The sequence below is a fragment of the Duganella sp. AC917 genome, assembly GCF_979258245.1.
The window spans coordinates 2,397,426-2,414,378 of the sequence record NZ_OZ409848.1; the positions used below are offsets into that span (position 1 = coordinate 2,397,426).

Below are 16,953 nucleotides of genomic sequence, written 5' to 3' on the forward strand. Positions count from 1 at the left end.
CCTTTAACCTTTGACCGCGCCGGAAGCGATACCGCGCACAAACCAGCGGCCCGAAATAAAATACAGCGCCAGCGGCACGACCGAAGTCAGTATCGTGGCCGCCATGTTGACGTTGTAAAGCCGCTCGCCGGTGGTGGTATTGATGATGTTATTCAGTTGAACCGTCATCGGCAGATGCTCCGAGCCGGCGAACACCAGTCCAAGCAGGAAGTCGTTCCAGATGCCGGTGACCTGCATAATGACGGCCACCACGATCACCGGCGTCGACATCGGCAGCATCAGTTGCAGGAAAATGCGCCAAAAGCCACCGCCATCGATGCGCGCCGCCTTGAACAGCTCCATCGGCAGCGCCGCGTAGTAGTTACGGAAAAGTAGCGTCATGACCGGCATGCCGAAGATCGTGTGGATCAAGACGATGCCGGGCAAAGAACTGAACAAATCGACCGCCGCCAGCACCCGCACCAGCGGATACACCATCACCTGCACCGGGATAAAGGCGCCCATCATCAGGATCGCGAACAACACGCCGGCGCCGCGCGGCCGCCAGAACGACAGCGCGTAACCATTGACGGCGCCGATCGCGATCGACAGGATGGTGCTCGGCACAACGATGGCGACCGAGTTCCAGAAGCCGCCGCGTATGCCCTCGCATTCCAGGCCGGTGCAGGCGGACTGCCAGGCCTGCACCCAAGGCTGCAGCGTGAGCTTGACCGGCAGCGCGAACAGCGTGCCGAGTCGTATCTCCTCCATCGGCTTGACCGACGTAACCAGCATCACGTACAGCGGCAGCAGGAAGAACAGCGCCGCCACGATCAAAAACGCGTAGACGCCGGCGCGCGCGGGAGTCCATGCCAGCTTCCTGCGCCGCAGCGCCGCCCCGGACGCCGCTGCCGGTCCGGTGCCGACGCCGCTGTCATTGGCGGCAACGTGGGAAGCCTCGGCCACCGCGATGACGTTCTTCTCCTGTTTCACGACATATCCCATCACATCCCCTTGTCGGCGCGGCGGCTGCGCACGTAATACAACGGCGCGACGATGGCCAGCACGGTGGCCAGCAGCACGATCGATGCGGCGGAGGCCAGGCCGATATTGGCGCGGCCGAACAGATAATCCATGATGAACTTGGCCGGCACCTCGCTGGCCGTGCCCGGACCGCCCTGCGTCATCGCCACCACCGAGTCGAACACCTTCACCACCATCACGAACAGCAGCACGAACGCGGTCGACACCGATGGACCAAGCATCGGCAGCACGATGCTCGCATACACGCGCCAGCGCGGAATGCCGTCGATGCGTGCGGCCTTCCACAATTCCTCGTCGATGCCGCGCAGGCCGGACAGCATCAACGCCATCACCAGGCCGGACGCCTGCCACACGGTGGCGATGACGATGGTGTAGATCGCCATGTCCTGATCGACGATCCAGTCGAACTTCGCCTCCGTGAAGCCAAGCTTGCGCAGCACCTCCTGGATGCCCAGCTCCGGGTTGAGTATCCATTGCCAGATCAAACCCGTCGCCACAAACGACATCGCGTACGGATACAGGAAGATGGTACGCAGCGCGCCTTCCGCCATCACCTTCTGGTCGATGAACACGGCCAGCAGGAAGCCGATGATCAGGCAGGCGGCGATAAACAGCACCCCGTAGACGGCGACGTTTTGCAGCGACAGCAGCCAGCGCTCGTTGTTGAACAGGCGGATATACTGCGAGGCGCCGACGAAATCGCTGTTGGGGAAGGTGCGCGAGCTGCTGACCGAGACGCGCGCGGTCCACAACATCGTGCCCAGATAGGCCAGCAGCACGGTCAACGCCATCGGAATCAGCGCAATGTAGGCGGCGACCGAGACGCTTTGGCGTTTCTTCACAGGGGCGACGGTCATGGATTATTCATCCTTCAGCGCGCGTGCGAAGGCTTTCTGCGCGTCGTCCGCCGACTGGTTCTTGTTCCAGTAATTGGTCAGCACGTCCTGCAGCGCGCCGGTGGTATCGGGCGTGGCCAGCATCTCGGAATTCGGCAGCTGGCGGCTCTTGTCGCGGATAATGGCCAGGCCCTGGCGCGCACAGATGTCCAGCGACGATTCGTCAACGTCGCCACGTATCGGAATCGCGCCCTTGCGCGAGTTGAAGGCCACCTGCGCGGCCGGCGAAGTGACCACCGTGGCCAGCAGCTTTTGCGCCTTGATGGTGGTCGCGTTGCTGGTCTTGGGGAAGACGAAGGCGTCGCCGGCGACGATGTACGGCGCCTTGGGGCCGAATCCGGGGAAGCAGCCGAAGTCCTTGCCGGCGACCTGTTTGGCGGACGAGAACTCGCCTTTGGCCCAGTCGCCCATGATTTGCACGCCGGCCTTGCCGCTGACGACCATCGCGGTGGCGTCGTTCCAGTTGCGGCCCGGAGAGCCGGCGTCGACGAAGGCTTTGAGCTTTTTGAAATCGACCAGCACCTGCTTGAAGGCCGGCGACATCACCGCCTTCTGGTCGCGGTCGCGGTACACCTTCAGATACAGGTCGGCGCCGCCGACCATCGCGAAGATGGCGTCGAAGGTGATCTTCTCCTGCCACACCTGGCCGCCGAAGGCCAGCGGCACCAGGCCGGCGGCCTTCAGCTTGGCCAGTTGCGCCAGGAATTCGTCGTAGGTTTGCGGCTCGGCCGAGATGCCTGCCTTTTTATACGCGGCCTTGGAATAGAAGAACCAGGCCGGCATGTGGATGTCCACCGGCGCCGCATAGAAATGGCCGTTGATCTTGATCGCCGCGAGGATGGAGGCCGGCATGACCTGGTCCCACTTGCCGGCGATGGCAACGTCATCGACATTGTTCAGCAAGCCCTGCTCGACAAAGTCGCGGAACTGCTTGGACGTGTTGAACTGCGCGGCCGTCGGCGCGTTGCCGCCGACAATGCGGTTGATGGTGGTGGCGCGCGACTGGTCGGCGCCGGCGACCGCCTGGTCGATCCACTGGCCGCCGGCCTTGTTGTAGGCGTCGGCGAACTGCTTGACGGCCTGCGATTCGCCGCCGGAGGTCCACCAGTGGATCACGGTCGCCTTGAGCGGAGCGCCCGCCGCCGCAGGTGCGCCCTGCGCGAACGCGCCGCCGCCCGCCAGGGCCAGCGCGCAGGCGCCGGCCATTTTTATCGCCTTCTTCATTCTGTCTCCTGTGGGCGTCATGCGCCCATTTTTTTGGATGGCTAAAAGCTAGGCGGCTGTCGTCGCCCTCTTGGCCAGGAACTGCGCCACCAGCTTCGCGCTGCGCTTCAGCGTGCGTTGCTGCGTGGCGTAATCCACGTGGATGATACCGAATCGGCGCTCATAACCGAAGGCCCATTCAAAATTGTCCATCAAAGACCAGATAAAGTAACCACGGATATCGACGCCCGCCTTCACCGCCTGATCCACCGCCGCCAGATGGCGGTTCAGGAAAGAGATGCGGCTGCGGTCATCGACTTCGCCGTCGACCACCTTGTCGTCCGAGGCCATGCCGTTCTCGGTGATGTAAATCGGCGGCAGGTTCGGATAGTCGCGGTGGAAGCCGACCAGCAGGTGGCGCAGGCCGTCCGGATGCACCTCCCAGCCCATCTGCGTGCGCTCGACGCCCTCGAGGTCCACTTCCGTGTAGCCGTTTTTGCCGTCGCTGACGACGTTGGTGCGGAAGTAGTAATTAATACCCAGAAAATCGAGCGGCGTGCCGATGATGTCCATGTCGCCGTCCAGCACCAGCGGCTCGGCGCCCGGCCACAGCTGCCACAGCGCCGACGGATAGGATTTCTTCAGCAGCGGATCGAGGATCCAGTTGTTATGCTGTAGTTCGAACAGCCAAGCGGCGCGCTGGTCGGCCGCGCCGCTGCCCGTGGTCGTACCGCGTCCGACGTTGGCGACGATGCCCACTTGCGCCGCCGGATCGTTGGCCCGTAGGTGCGCCGCCGCCAGCCCGTGGCCGAGCAGCAGGTGGTGCATCGCCTGCGTGGCGAACACCACGTCGGTTTTGCCGGGCGCGTGGTGGCCCGTGCCGTAGCCGTGCATCGCCGAACACCATGGCTCGTTGAGCGTGGCCCAGGCGTCGACCAGGCCGGCCAGCTCGCGGCTGATCATGTCGGCGTATTCGGCAAAGCGGTAGGCGGTGTCGCGGTCTACCCAGCCGCCCTTGTCTTCCAGGTGCTGCGGCAGGTCCCAGTGGTACAGCGTGACCCAGGTTTTCAGACCCTTGGCGCGCAACGCCGTCAGCAGGTTGCGGTAGAAGGCGATGCCTTTCTGGTTGGGTTGGCCGTCCTGCGTCATGACGCGCGGCCAGGAGATCGACAGCCGATAGGCGCCCACATTCAGGCTGGCGAGCAGCTCGACGTCCGATTGCCATCGGTGGTAATGGTCGCAGGCGACGTCGCCCGTGTCGCCTGCCAGCGTTTTGCCGGGCGTGGCGGAGAAGGTGTCCCAGATCGAGGGAATGCGGCCGTCTTCGGCGATCGCGCCTTCGATCTGATAGGCGGCGGTGGCGGCTCCCAGCAAGAATTCCGGACGCCAGAGGACCGAGTCAGGCGGTGGGGAAAAACTCTCTTCCAGTGTAACGGATGCATCTAGGACCACAGCGACTCCTTTGTTTTGATTATCAGTGGAAGCGCTTCCACAATATGTTGTCGATAGTACTACCGATGAAATTCGGGTGTCAACGGGAATATGGGATTTTTTGTAGCTTTGCTACAGTGAGCAGTGGGAGCCGGTGGTGGAGCCTGGCGGATTAGCCGGAACGGCGCAACCCGCCAAGCGCCAAGCGCCGCCAACGTCGCCCATCGAGGGCGACGTCAGCGAATTACTTTTTGTCCGTCGGCGGAACGCCTGGAACGAAGGGGAACGTACCAAAGATATTCTTGCTCTGGTTTTGCATCTGCTCCTGCATCTGCACGAACAAGCTCTTGCTCTGGTCGATGTAGTTGTTCATCATGCCCTGCATCATCGGGCCCTGGACATTCATGAACTGGGTCCACATCTCCGGGCTGAACGGTTTGCCTTCAAGGCCGCCGACCGTGGTGCCGGTGAATTTGCGCTGGATGTCGGTGAACGCCTGGACGTTCTTCTCCAGGTACGAACCCATCATGCCCTGCATGGCATGGCCGTAGAAGCGGATGATCTGCGCCAGCACGTCGCTGGAGAACATCGGCGCCCCACTCGCCTCTTCTTCCAGAATAATCTGCAGCAGAATGCTGCGGCTCAAGTCCTCGTTGCTCTTGGCATCGACGACCGTGAATTCCTCATTGTCCAGCACCAGTTGCTTGACGTCCGTCAAGGTGATGTAGGAACTGGTCTGCGTGTCATACAGACGGCGATTCGGGTACTTCTTGATCAGACGTTCAGCATTTTTTTTCGCACTACTCATCACAAGTCCGTTTATTGCGCCGCAGCGCGTCCTCTAACAATTCGAAAAAAAAGCGAACTTCCGGTCCGCTTTCCCACTAAGCTACCGCACCTATTATAGAGGGGAAAAAGCATATCCTGCACTAACTGATATAACTTTTGGCTTTTATTGCAACGCAACTAATTTTAGAAGCCGGAAAGCAAGCCTTTCCCCTCTACACTCACCCCTTGACCTTGACGTAACGTCCCGGCGCCGCCTCGATCGCCTTGTACGTGGCGTTGCCCGGCTTGGCCTTGGGCTTGATGTCTTTGCCGCCGTGCTCGGCCAGGAAGCCGGCCCACTCCGGCCACCAGCTGCCGGGCGTCTCGGTCGCGCCGGCCATCCACGCCTCCGGATCGTGCGGCTTGGCGGCGGCGCGGCCGGCCGGCTTGTCGTTGACCCAGTAGCTGCGCTTGTTCTTGACCGGCGAATTGATCACGCCGGCGATGTGGCCCGAGGCGCCCAGCACGAAGCGGTTGGCCTTGGGTTTGCCCGGGTTGAGCAAATTCATCGAGCCGAACGCCGAAGTCCACGGCACGATGTGGTCCTCGCGCGAACCGTAGACGAACACCGGGGCGTCGATCACCGACAGATCGACCGAGGCGCCGCCGACTTGCAGCTTGCCCGGCTCGCGTAGGCGGTTCTCCAGGTACATATTGCGCAGGTAGTAGCAAAACATCGGCCCCGGCAGATTGGTGCTGTCGGAGTTCCAGTACAGCAGGTCGAACGGCGGCGGCTCGTTGCCCTTCAGATAGTTCGACTGCACGTAATTCCACACCAGGTCGTTCGGACGCAGGCTGGAGAAGGTACTAGCCAGGTCGCGCCCCAACATCAGGCCACCCTCCTTGATTTGCTGCTCGCGCATCGACACCTGGGTCTCGTCGATGAACACATCAAGCACGCCGGTGTCGCTGAAGTCCAGCAGCGACGTCAGCAGGGTCAGGCTGGCGGCCGGGTTGTCGCCCCGCGTGGCCAGCACCGACAGCGCGGTCGACACCAGGGTGCCGCCGATGCAGAAACCGAACAGGTTCAGCTTGTCCTGCCCGCTGATTTCGCGCGTCACGCGGATCGCTTCGATCACACCCTTCTCGATGTAATCGTCCCAGGTGGTGGCTTCGAGCGATTTGTCGGCGTTGACCCACGAGATCATGAACACGGTATTGCCCTGCTCGACCGCGTAACGCACCAGCGAATTTTCCGGCTGCAGGTCGAGGATGTAAAACTTGTTGATGCACGGCGGCACCATCAGCAGCGGCCGTTGATGGACGGTGGCGGTGGTCGGCGTGTATTGGATCAGCTGGAACAGCGGGTTCTCGTAGATCACCGTGCCGGGCGTCGTCGCCAGGTTACGGCCGACCTCGAATGCGCTTTCGTCGGACAGCGAAATATGCCCCTTGTTCATATCGGCCAGCATGTTCGCCAGGCCCTTGGTCAGGCTCTCGCCCTTGGTTTCAATCAGCTTTTCCTGCGCTTCCGGATTGGTGGCGAGGAAGTTGGCCGGCGACATGGCGTCAACGATCTGCTGCACGGCAAATCGGATCTTTTGTTTTTGATGGCGGTTGGTCTCGACGGTATCGACCATCGCGGTCAGGAATTTGGCGTTGAGCAGGTATGATGCCGCATTAAACGACGACATCGGATTGCCCTGCCAGGCCGGCGAGCTGAAGCGGCGGTCTTGCAGCGCCGGCGTTTTGCCGGCTAAAAAATCTTGCCACAACACGCCGAAGTCTGCGAGATATTGGTTCTTCAGCTGTTCCATTGCCTGCGGTTGCACGGTGGCGCCAACGTCCTGCATGATGGCGGCCAGCGGATTGGCGTCCGGCGCGGGAAGTTTGCTGAACCAGGATTGCCACTGGGCTGGGTCGCTCATCTGCGACATCCAGGCGTTGGCAATGGCTTGAGGATCGGGCACATTCATGTTTGATTCCCTAAAAATAGTTTAAATATCTTTACCTGGACTGCTCTATGCTGAACTCTCTATGCTGATCGTTGCGGTTGCCTGGATTTACGTGGTGGGACTGATGGCGCTCACCGAACCCAGCGTCGTTGCGGGAATTGTAACGTTTTTGTTCTATTGCGTGCTGCCGCTGGGCACGCTGATGTATATCGCCGGCACCGGCAAGCGCAAAGCGCGACGCCGCGCCGAAGAGCAGGCGGCCCGTGACGCGCGCGCCGCCCAGGACAACGCCGCGGCCGACGACACCGGCGCCGTCCAACCCACCAAGGGCGAAGACTAAGCCGGCGCCGCGTCGCTTCATTTGAGCCAGATCAAGGAAGCCTGGCGGCCGGTGATGCCGTCGCGCCGGTACGAATAAAACCGCCCCGAGTTGGAGACAGTGCAATACTCGCCGCCATGCACCTGGGCCACGCCGGCCCGGTGCAGCAGGTAGCGCGCCAACGCATAAATGTCTGCCAGATGCTTGCCCGGCTTGCCCTCGATCGGCGAAAACGCCGCTGTCACGTGGCGCACGCCGGACTCGTCCAGCGCGCCGGTGAGGAAGGCTTGCATCACGTCCGGTCCGACCTCAAACTGGTAAGGACCGATCGCCGGCCCCAGCCACGCCATCAATTCGCCGGCGCCTGCCGCCCGCATCGATTCGACCGTATTCTCCAGCACGCCCGAAGCCAGGCCGCGCCAGCCGCCGTGGGCGGCGCCGACGGTCTTGCCTGCGGTGTCGCACAGCAGCACCGGCAGGCAGTCGGCCGTCATGATCGCGCACACCTTGCCGGGCGCATTGGTGACGCTGGCATCGGCGTCCGGTACCTGTTGCGGCGGCAATTCCGACAGGTCGACCACGGCCGTACCATGCACCTGGTTCAGCCACGCCGGGTCGCACGGCAACATCGCGCGGAGCAGGGCACGGTTGTGCGCGACGTTGTGCGGCTGGTCGCCGACGTGGGTGCCCAGATTCAGGCCGCCCTGCCCCATGCCGTCGTCGTACGGCGCGGGACTGACGCCCCCGCGCCGGGTGGTCGACAAGGTGCCGACATTGGCGGGCAGGCCCGGCCATTTCGGCATCAACCACTGCTGATGGATCGCGTTCAAACTTGTTCCGGTTCCTCGATGCCGGCCTTGGCGATCAGCTCGGCAAAATCCTCGGCAAGCGGCACCAGCCACTCACACTGCTCGCCCGTGGCCGGGTGTACCAGTCCCAGCCGGCGGGCCTGCAAGGCCTGACGCGGGAAGACACTGGCCAGATGCTGCTTGCCATACATCACATCGCCAACCAGCGAAAAGCCGATCGACATCATGTGGACGCGAATCTGGTGCGTGCGGCCCGTTTCCAGACGACATTGCACCAGGCTGACGGGACGACGCTCCAGATCGCCGCTGGCCAGCAACTCGTAATGCGTGATGGCCGGCTTGGCGGAGAAATTGTTCGAGACCGCCATCTTGATGCGGTCTTTCGGATGGCGTCCCATCGATGCGTCAATAGTACCGCTAACGCGCGGCGTTCCCCACACCAAAGCGAAATACTCGCGCTTGACGGTACGCGCGGCCAGCTGGCGCACCAGATCGGTCTGCGCCGGCAGGTTCTTGCCGACGACCATCAGGCCGCTCGTATCCTTGTCGAGGCGGTGGACGATGCCCGCGCGCGGCACGCCCGACAGCTGCGGGCAGTGGTGCAGCAGGCCGTTGAGCAAGGTGCCGGACCAGTTGCCGGCGCCCGGATGGACCACCAGGCCGGCCGGTTTGTTGATGACGATCAGGTGCTCGTCTTCATAAACGATGTTAAGTTCCATCGCTTCCGGCTTAAAAGCCTCGTCTTCCGGCGCCGGTTGGGGCAGAATGACGATCTTCTCGTCGCCGTAGACCGTGTCCTTGTTGCTTTTGGCCACTTTACCGTCGACCGTGACGAAGCCGTCGTCGATCCACATTTGCAGGCGGCCGCGCGAAAACTGCGGCACCAGCTTGGAAATGACTTTGTCCAGGCGCTGGCCGCACGCTTCCGGGGTCAGTTCCAGTTCGATCGGAGCCAGGCCGTCATCGTCGTCGCCGTAGTCGCCATCCTGGACTTCGAGCTCTGCGGGCAGGTCGGCGTCGGATTCATGATCGGAGGAGGATTCGGCCAAATTCGGCTTTGGAGTTAATATCACGGCATTCCCATCGGCTATAATCAGCCTATTGTAAAACTTTGGTTAAACAGCTTCTTGCAAAACATATGCAAAAAAAATTATCGGTAGTCGCAGCAACGTTGGTTCTGCTTAGTTTGTCCGCTTGCGGCATTTTCTCGGAGAAAGCCGACGAGACGAAAGGTTGGACAGCTTCGAAATTATACTCGGAGGCGACTGAAGAACTCGACGGAGCCCACTACGAGCGCGCAATTCAGCTGTACGAGCGCCTGGAATCGAGCTATCCGTTCGGTACCTACGCCCAGCAGGCGCAGATGCAGATCGCCTACGCCTATTACAAGGCGCAGGACCAGGCCCAGGCGCTGGCGGCCGTGGAGCGCTTCATCAAGCTGCACCCGAACCACAACAACGTCGACTACATGTACTACCTGCGCGGGCTGATCAACTTCAACGACCAGATCGGCTTCCTGAACTTCATCTACGCCCAGGACACGACCGAGCGCGACCCGAAGGCCACGCGCGAAGCCTATGCGGCGTTCAAGCAGCTGGTGGATAAGTTCCCGAACAGCAAGTATACCCCGGACGCGCTGGACCGCATGCGGTATCTGACCAACGCCATGGCGTCGTACGAGGTGCACGTGGCGCGTTACTACTACCGTCGCGGCGCCTACCTGGCCGCGGCCAACCGCGCCATGGGCATCATGAGCGACTACCGCGACTCGCCGGCGATCGAAGAGGCGCTGTTCATCATGATCCGCAGCTACGACAAGCTGGGCATGACCGAGTTGCGCGACGACACCATGCGCGTGTTCAAGCTGAACTACCCGAGCAGCAAGTTCCTCGACGAAGGCAAAAAGGCCGAACGTCACTGGTGGAAACTCTGGAATTAACAAAAAACCGGGACGCGATCCCGGTTTTTTATTGACCGCCGGGGTCTTTACCTGGTTTTACGCGGCGATTTTGCGGCGGAAAATCCAGGTGCTGTCGGTCGAATCATTCTTGTCGAACGCGTAACCGTCGACATCGAACTTTTTCAGCTTCTGTGGATCGGTGATGCCTTTGACGGCGGCGTAGCGCGCCATCAGCCCGCGCGCCCGTTTGGCGTAGAAGGAAATGATTTTATACTTGCCGTTTTTCCAGTCCTCGAACTGCGGCGTGATCACCGGCACATCGAGCAGCTTGGGCTTGACCGATTTGAAGTATTCCTCCGACGCCAGGTTGACCAGGGTGTCGGCGCCCTGCTCTCCGGCGGTTTTGTTCAGCGCCCCGGTGATGGTGTCGCCCCAAAAGTCGTACAAATTATTGCCGCGCGAATTGCTCAACCGCGTGCCCATCTCGAGCCGGTGCGGATGGATCAGGTCCAGCGGACGCAGCATGCCGTACAGCCCGGACAGAATGCGGATGCGCGCCTGCGCGTAATCTAGCTGTTTGGGCGTCAAGGTGCGCGCCGCCAGCCCGCCGTAGACGTCGCCGTTGAAGGCCATCACGGCCTGACGGCCCTCGGCGGTGTCATGCGTCCACGATGCGTATCGGGCAACATTGAGGGCCGACAGGTTGTCGGACAGGTCCATCAGCTCGCCGATCTGCACCGGCGAAAACTCGCGCAGGCGCTCGATCAGTTGCGCCGAGTGGTCGAGGAAAGCGGGTTGGGAGTGCAGCTTGGTGGTCGGTGGCGTCTCGAGGTCGAGACTTTTTGCGGGCGAAAGCACTATCAGCATGAGATTTCAACTAAGTCCAAAGAATTTCAAATAAGCACATTTATACGACTACCGACATGATACCTGTTCCAACAAAACCCGCACCGGCCCGCATCGTCATCGACACCAATGTCTGCCTCGACCTGTTCGTGTTCCACGATCCGCGCTGGGCCGACCTGCTGGCCGCGCTGGAAAGTGGCGCCGTCGAAGCCGTCACCCGCGCCGACTGCCGCGACGAATACAATATCGTGCTGCACTATGCGCACCTGCCGCTCGACGAGGCCAGCCGGCCGCTGGCGGCGGCGCGCTTCGACGCGCTGATCAAGGTGGTCGCCCCGGCCGAATCGGGCATACGCCTGCCCGTCTGCACCGACAAGGACGATCAAAAATTCCTGGAGGTGGCGCGCGACGCCGGCGCCGAGGTGCTCATCACCAAGGACAAGGCGCTGCTCAAACTGGCGCGCCGGCTGGCCAAGGCGGGCATGTTCAAGGTCGTGGTGCCGGAGGCGTGGCGCCTCGAACGATAGATTTTTTACGCAACACCAAAGCGTGCTCGCTGAGCTAGAATAGATTATCCGTTCACTCTACAGCCGCCATGAATAGCCGCAACGAACCTCCAAACGACCCGCACCACGATCTTCCGTCGACGCCGTTGCTGACCAGCCGCCTGCCGGCCGTCGGCACCACCGTTTTCACGCGCATGTCGACCCTGGCCGCGCAGTCCGGCGCCGTCAACCTGGGCCAGGGTTTCCCCGATTTTTCGTGCGAGCGCAGCCTGCTGCAGGCCGTCACCGACGCCATGCAGGCCGACTTCAACCAGTACCCGATGATGAGCGGCGCGCCGGTGTTGCGCAACGCCATCGTCGCCAAGATCGCCGCGCTGTACGGCCACGAGTACGACGTCAATACCGACATCACCGTCACCGCCGGCGCCACGCAGGCGCTGACCACGGCCATTCTGTGCTGCGTGCATCCGGGCGACGAGGTGATCGTCATCGAGCCGGTGTACGACAGCTATGTGCCGGCCATTAACCTTGCCGGCGGCGTGGCCATCGGCGTGCAGATGGAGATGAGCACGGGCGGACTCGGCTACACGGTGCCGTGGGCCAGGGTGGCCGCCGCCGTCACCGCCAAAACGCGGCTGATCGTCATCAACACGCCGCACAACCCGACCGGCAGCGTGCTGCGCGGCGTCGACATGCACGCGCTGGCCGACATCGTGCGCGGTACCAACATCCTGATCCTCTCGGACGAAGTCTACGAACACATGGTCTACGATGGCCAGCGCCACGAATCGGTGTGCCGTTACCCGGAGCTGGCCGCGCGCGCCTTTGTCGTCTCCAGCTTTGGCAAAACCTACCACGTGACCGGCTGGAAGCTCGGTTACGTGGCCGCGCCGCCCGCCCTGACGGCCGAGTTCCGCAAGGTGCACCAGTACAACGTGTTTAGCGTCAACACACCGATGCAGCATGGCGTCGCCAGCTACATGGCCGATCCAGCGCCGTATCTGAACCTGCCGGCGTTCTACCAGCGCAAGCGCGACCTGTTCCGCGACGGTCTGGCCAACACCCGCTTCGAACTGTTGCCGGCCGACGGCACCTATTTCCAGTGCGTGCGCTACGACAAGATCTCAACGCAAACCGAGGCCGAGTTCGCCGAATGGCTGACCACGGAAATCAAGGTCGCCGCGATCCCGGTGTCGGCGTTTTACCAGCAAGGCAAGGAGTCGGGCATCGTGCGCTTTTGCTTTGCCAAACGGGACGAGACCCTGGCGCTGGCGCTGGAGCGGCTGGCGAAAGTTTAAATCGGGGAGCTCGATCATGGCCGATACCAAACAACTGGACCCGCCGTTCGCCGCCACGCCGACGTTGGCGGACAACCCGCCGCCGTCGGTGCTGCACCAGCTCAACGTGTCGAACCGGCGGCTGGAGCGGCTGCTGCAAAACCTGCGCAACGAACACGACGCAGAAAGCGAGTTGCGCGACATCGCACGCGAGGTGGTGCGCGCGGTCGATCTCAATCCGGACATCGCGCTCGCCTGCATCTTCCTGTGCCAGATCGCCGGCAGCTACGCGGTGCGCCACTGCATCGAGACGGCGGTGGTCATGGTCGTCATGTCGCGCAGCCTGGGCAAGACCGAGGCCGACCTGCTCACCGTGACGGCCGCCGCGCTGACGATGAACGTCGGCATGCTGCGCCACCACGAGAGCTTCCAGAACAAGCATAGCCTGAGCAAGGAAGAGATGGCCATCGTGCGCCGCCATCCGGCCGACAGCGTCGACCTGCTCAAGTGCGCCGGCATCGAGGACGAGGAATGGATTTCGTGCGTGCTGCTGCACCACGAAAACGATGAAGGCAGCGGCTACCCGGCCGGCGTCGCCAGTCCGCAGGTGACGTTCAACGCCAAGCTGCTCAGCCTGGCGGACCGCTATTGCGCGCAGGTATCCGCGCGCAACTACCGGCGCTCGGTGCTGCCGGATCGGGCGCTGCGCAATCTGATGGAGGACCAGGGCTCGCCGGTCGATCCGGCGCTTGCGCTGCATTTCCAGCGCGAACTCGGGGACTTCCCGCCCGGCTGCCTGGTGCGGCTGGCCACCGGCGAGATCGGCGTCGTCAGCCACCGGCTGGCGGGCGGCGACGCCTTGCACGTGCATTGCCTGCGCGATGCGGCCGGCACGGCGCTGCCGCCGGCCGAGCAACACCGCGCAGCCGGCGAGCGCCCCGTCATTGCCGAGGCGCTCAGCGAGGACCAGGCCGCGATCCGCTTCAGCATGAAGCAGATCTGGGGCCCGCAGGCCAGCCTGTAACGGCCGGCCCCGGGCGCTCGATGCAAAGAGCTTAAGCGTGGAACTTAAGCGCGCGCGGCGGCCGACTTGCGGCGGCGCGCCACGATCACCAGCCCGCTCAGGCCGATCATCATCATCATCCAGCTCGACTCTTCCGGAACAGCCGACACGCCGGACACGCCTGTCGGCGTGCCAATGCTGCCGAGCACGCCGCCGCCCAACACGTAGTTGAACGCATAACCGTATGCCGCACCGGCAAGCGACGAGCGCACCACGATGTCCTGCGCGCCTGCGCCGAACAAGCCCAGGTCCAGCACCTTGTCGGTGAAGAACAGGTTGGCGTCGCTCAGCGACGTGAACGACTGGCTGAACAGCAGAGTGCCGTGGTTGCTGATCGACAGGTCGAGCGAGTCGAAGCCGGTGCCGCCCGCGCCCAGGAAAGCGATCAGCAAATGCTGGTCGACCGCCGACACGAACTGGAGCTCCGAACTGGTGGCGCCCAGCGCCGAAACAGACTGCTCGGCATCGACGCCGCCCGAGCCGCCGTGCATGCCGGCGCCGTACAGTTCCGACAGCGCGGCGCTGGCGCTCGCGCTCAGGCCGAGGGCGGCGCGATCGGCCGGAGCCGCGCTGGCATACGCATACAGCTGGTTGTCGCCGGCCGCGCCATTACCGGTTTTCAACGCGAAGCTGGCCGCGTCGAAGCGGTTCGAGGCCACGGCCGAGCCCTGCGCGAAGTCGCCGGCCGCAGTGGCGACGAAACCGACCCGGGCACCCTTGGCGCCGATGGCGTTCGCGGTGGCGACCGCTTCCATCTGCTCGCCGCTGGCGCGGGCGCTGGCGTTGCTCACGCCGCCCGCCAACGACGTTTCCGCCGTGGCGCGCGCCGAGGACAGGCGCGGACTCAGGATGTAGTTGTTGCCGCTGAGGGCCTGCGCCGCGACGGTGACGACGCCACTGCCGGAGGCGCCATACGCGTTGGCGGTGGCCTTGCCATAGCCGTTCTGGCCCTGCATCGGCGCGAAAGTGCTATTGGCGGTCGCGTTCAATGTGACCGAGTGGGCGCCGCTGGTGACGCCACGGGCGGTGGCCTCGGAGTTGCCGCTTTCGGTGTACATGTACTCGAACACGCCGCCTTGCGCCTGCGCGGTGCCGACGATGTTGCCGCCGGTGTATATCAGCAGGTTGGCTTGCGCATTCTGGCTGCCGCCGCTGCCGAACGCATAGGCGCCGGCCGTCACGGCGGCGCGCCCGCCGGTGGTGCCCGCGTTGACCACGGTGCTCGCTTTGGCGTCGCCCTGGTGGCCGCGCGGCGCGGATGCGTCGCCCAGGCCGGCGATCGCCCTGGACTCGACGTTGACCGCGCGCGCACCGGTGGTGGTCACGTTGACGCTGCTGTTGGCGTTGCCGCCGCGCGCATAACTTGCGCCGTTGGCGCCGGCGCCGACCAGTTCCAGCGTCGCGCTGGCGTCGCCGTCCTGATAAGCCCAGCTGTGGTCCGAGCCGCCCTGCTGGCCGCCCAGCGCACGCGCGCTGCCCGTCGCCAGGCCGCCCGCGTTGATGGTCAACAGACTGGTGGCGCTGGCGGCGACCGGCCCGCCGTATTGCCCGCCGAAGGACTCGGCCGTTCCCGTCACCGCCGCCTTGCCGGTGAGGCTGGCGATCGCTGTGGCGCTGCCGGCGGCGCCACCCATGCCGAAGCCATAACTGCTGGCGTCGCCACCAGTGGCCGTCACGCTGCCGTCGACATTGGCGCCGCCCCGGGTCGAGGTCAGATACAGCTCGGCCCGGCCGTTGCCGGCGGCCGGCTTAGCGGTATCGGTGGATCCGCCGGCGTCGCCGCCTTTGGCGGTGACGGTGCCCTTGAGCGCACTGGCCTGGCTGTCGCTGAGTCGTAGCACCGATCCGGCATTGCCGCCGACGTTGTTGACAGGCAGGTCAGAAGTACCGCCGCCGCCAACAGCGATTTCGCCGCCCTTGCCGCCTATCGCATGCTGCAACAGCGACAGAACGCCACGGGTCGCGCCCGCCACCATGTTTTCCAGATAAACGGCCGCCCCGGCGCCGGCCGGCGCGTAGTGGTTGTTGGCACTGCCGCCATTACCGCCGGTCGCCTGCGCCAGCACCGTCACATTGCCGGTGCCGGAATACGCCGACGCCCGGGCCGTGGCCTTGCCGCCGTCGCCGCCCCGGCCGGCAAACATGACGTCCGTGTTGCCGCCATTGCCACCGGTCGCGTACGCCTTGGCCGACACCGCACCGGACAAGGCCGTGCTATTGGCAACGCTCGAGGCATTGCCGCCGGCGCCACCGTTGCTGAGCGCGGGGTCCATATCGAAGGAGAGAGTTTCCCCCGCCCCAACATGGCCGCCATTGCCGCCAAACACATTAGACTCCGCGCCGGCGCCGCCGGTCACCGAGACCGCGTTCACGCGCCCGGTCGCAGACGCGCCCGCCCCGCCGTTGCCGCCGATGCCGCTTGGTCCGTACTGGCAAACGCCGTAATCGCGGCAGGCTTCGCTGTCCGGATCGAGCACGGGGCCACGCAGGCCCGTCCCGCCAATGCCGCCGCTGCCGCCGGTCAAGGTCAAGCGGTTGAAGGCGCCGACGGTGAGCGACGCGTCGGTGAGATCGGGCGCGGCGCCCCCGGTGCCGCCGTTGGGCGCGGCCGCAGTGCCGGGCGCGCCGGTCGCGCCGTCGGCGCCGGTGACCGTGCGGTCGGCCGCGAAGGCCTGGCTGACCAACAGCGACAACAGCAGCGGCGCAATGCCGGCGATGTAGCGCGACGATGTGGCTAGGGATGTCCGTGACTTCGATGTATTCATTAAGCTGACCCCAAAATAGTGTTCTAAGAGATGCGGGCGGATCTGGCCGCCCGCTTGAAAGCCTTGTCAAGAACACCATCTTAGCTTATTTTAATTATAATATTTGTAACGTTACAAATTATGTTGTTACAGGGCGGCGACGCGTCGCTCGCCCCCCACACCGTGGCACCGGCTACGTTTATTTTTAGCTTG

15 protein-coding genes are annotated in these 16,953 nt (G+C 63.6%); 5 read left to right on the top strand and 10 right to left on the bottom strand.

What is annotated here, in order from left to right; genetic code table 11:
• Positions 1 to 3: 3 nt before the first annotated feature.
• From ACZ0BA_RS10340 to phaC, 6 genes are all read right to left on the bottom strand, one after another.
• Positions 4 to 870 carry a carbohydrate ABC transporter permease gene (locus tag ACZ0BA_RS10340; RefSeq protein WP_463454739.1) on the bottom strand — a complete coding sequence of 289 codons (867 nt, stop codon included), beginning with the start codon at positions 868 to 870 and terminating at the stop codon, positions 4 to 6.
• A 113-nt stretch (positions 871 to 983) separates the two neighbouring features.
• Positions 984 to 1,880, bottom strand: coding sequence for a carbohydrate ABC transporter permease (locus tag ACZ0BA_RS10345; RefSeq protein ID WP_463451192.1), 897 nt, complete (start codon positions 1,878 to 1,880; stop codon positions 984 to 986).
• 3 nt (positions 1,881 to 1,883) lie between these two features.
• Positions 1,884 to 3,143, bottom strand: coding sequence for an ABC transporter substrate-binding protein (locus ACZ0BA_RS10350; protein ID WP_463451193.1), 1,260 nt, complete (start codon positions 3,141 to 3,143; stop codon positions 1,884 to 1,886).
• A gap of 48 nt (positions 3,144 to 3,191) precedes the next feature.
• Entirely contained in the window at positions 3,192 to 4,574 is a 1,383-nt protein-coding gene (locus ACZ0BA_RS10355; RefSeq protein ID WP_463451194.1) for a GH1 family beta-glucosidase, read from the bottom strand.
• A gap of 223 nt (positions 4,575 to 4,797) precedes the next feature.
• The gene (phaR, locus tag ACZ0BA_RS10360; RefSeq protein WP_315399017.1) at positions 4,798 to 5,361 is read right to left on the bottom strand and encodes a polyhydroxyalkanoate synthesis repressor PhaR; all 564 of its coding nucleotides are present in this window, start codon (positions 5,359 to 5,361) and stop codon (positions 4,798 to 4,800) included.
• Between the two features lie 199 nt (positions 5,362 to 5,560).
• Positions 5,561 to 7,297, bottom strand: coding sequence for a class I poly(R)-hydroxyalkanoic acid synthase (gene phaC, locus ACZ0BA_RS10365; RefSeq protein WP_463451195.1), 1,737 nt, complete (start codon positions 7,295 to 7,297; stop codon positions 5,561 to 5,563).
• Between the two features lie 61 nt (positions 7,298 to 7,358).
• On the opposite strand from phaC, the gene ACZ0BA_RS10370 reads away from it, so the two are divergent.
• The gene (locus ACZ0BA_RS10370) at positions 7,359 to 7,616 is read left to right on the top strand and encodes a hypothetical protein (RefSeq protein ID WP_463451196.1); all 258 of its coding nucleotides are present in this window, start codon (positions 7,359 to 7,361) and stop codon (positions 7,614 to 7,616) included.
• 17 nt (positions 7,617 to 7,633) lie between these two features.
• Here ACZ0BA_RS10370 and pgeF read toward each other — a convergent pair whose 3' ends face one another.
• Together pgeF and ACZ0BA_RS10380 are read right to left on the bottom strand one after the other, a co-directional pair.
• Positions 7,634 to 8,398, bottom strand: coding sequence for a peptidoglycan editing factor PgeF (gene pgeF / locus ACZ0BA_RS10375; RefSeq protein WP_463454740.1), 765 nt, complete (start codon positions 8,396 to 8,398; stop codon positions 7,634 to 7,636).
• Between the two features lie 23 nt (positions 8,399 to 8,421).
• Positions 8,422 to 9,453 carry an RluA family pseudouridine synthase gene (locus tag ACZ0BA_RS10380; protein ID WP_463451197.1) on the bottom strand — a complete coding sequence of 344 codons (1,032 nt, stop codon included), beginning with the start codon at positions 9,451 to 9,453 and terminating at the stop codon, positions 8,422 to 8,424.
• An 89-nt stretch (positions 9,454 to 9,542) separates the two neighbouring features.
• On the opposite strand from ACZ0BA_RS10380, the gene ACZ0BA_RS10385 reads away from it, so the two are divergent.
• Positions 9,543 to 10,343 carry an outer membrane protein assembly factor BamD gene (locus ACZ0BA_RS10385; protein ID WP_463451198.1) on the top strand — a complete coding sequence of 267 codons (801 nt, stop codon included), beginning with the start codon at positions 9,543 to 9,545 and terminating at the stop codon, positions 10,341 to 10,343.
• Between the two features lie 57 nt (positions 10,344 to 10,400).
• Here ACZ0BA_RS10385 and yaaA read toward each other — a convergent pair whose 3' ends face one another.
• Positions 10,401 to 11,171, bottom strand: a complete 771-nt coding sequence (gene yaaA, locus ACZ0BA_RS10390) for a peroxide stress protein YaaA (protein WP_463451199.1) — start codon at positions 11,169 to 11,171, stop codon at positions 10,401 to 10,403.
• A 56-nt stretch (positions 11,172 to 11,227) separates the two neighbouring features.
• On the opposite strand from yaaA, the gene ACZ0BA_RS10395 reads away from it, so the two are divergent.
• The 3 genes from ACZ0BA_RS10395 (at position 11,228) to ACZ0BA_RS10405 (ending at position 13,957) form a co-directional block, all read left to right on the top strand.
• Positions 11,228 to 11,677 carry a putative toxin-antitoxin system toxin component, PIN family gene (locus ACZ0BA_RS10395; RefSeq protein WP_463451200.1) on the top strand — a complete coding sequence of 150 codons (450 nt, stop codon included), beginning with the start codon at positions 11,228 to 11,230 and terminating at the stop codon, positions 11,675 to 11,677.
• Positions 11,678 to 11,745: 68 nt separating this feature from the next.
• A complete protein-coding gene (locus ACZ0BA_RS10400; protein WP_463451201.1) occupies positions 11,746 to 12,954 on the top strand; it encodes a pyridoxal phosphate-dependent aminotransferase in 1,209 nt (402 codons plus the stop codon).
• Positions 12,955 to 12,970: 16 nt separating this feature from the next.
• Positions 12,971 to 13,957 carry an HD-GYP domain-containing protein gene (locus tag ACZ0BA_RS10405; RefSeq protein ID WP_463451202.1) on the top strand — a complete coding sequence of 329 codons (987 nt, stop codon included), beginning with the start codon at positions 12,971 to 12,973 and terminating at the stop codon, positions 13,955 to 13,957.
• Positions 13,958 to 14,001: 44 nt separating this feature from the next.
• On the opposite strand, the gene ACZ0BA_RS10410 is transcribed toward ACZ0BA_RS10405, so the two are convergent.
• A complete protein-coding gene (locus ACZ0BA_RS10410; protein ID WP_463451203.1) occupies positions 14,002 to 16,761 on the bottom strand; it encodes a beta strand repeat-containing protein in 2,760 nt (919 codons plus the stop codon).
• Positions 16,762 to 16,953: the final 192 nt, after the last annotated feature.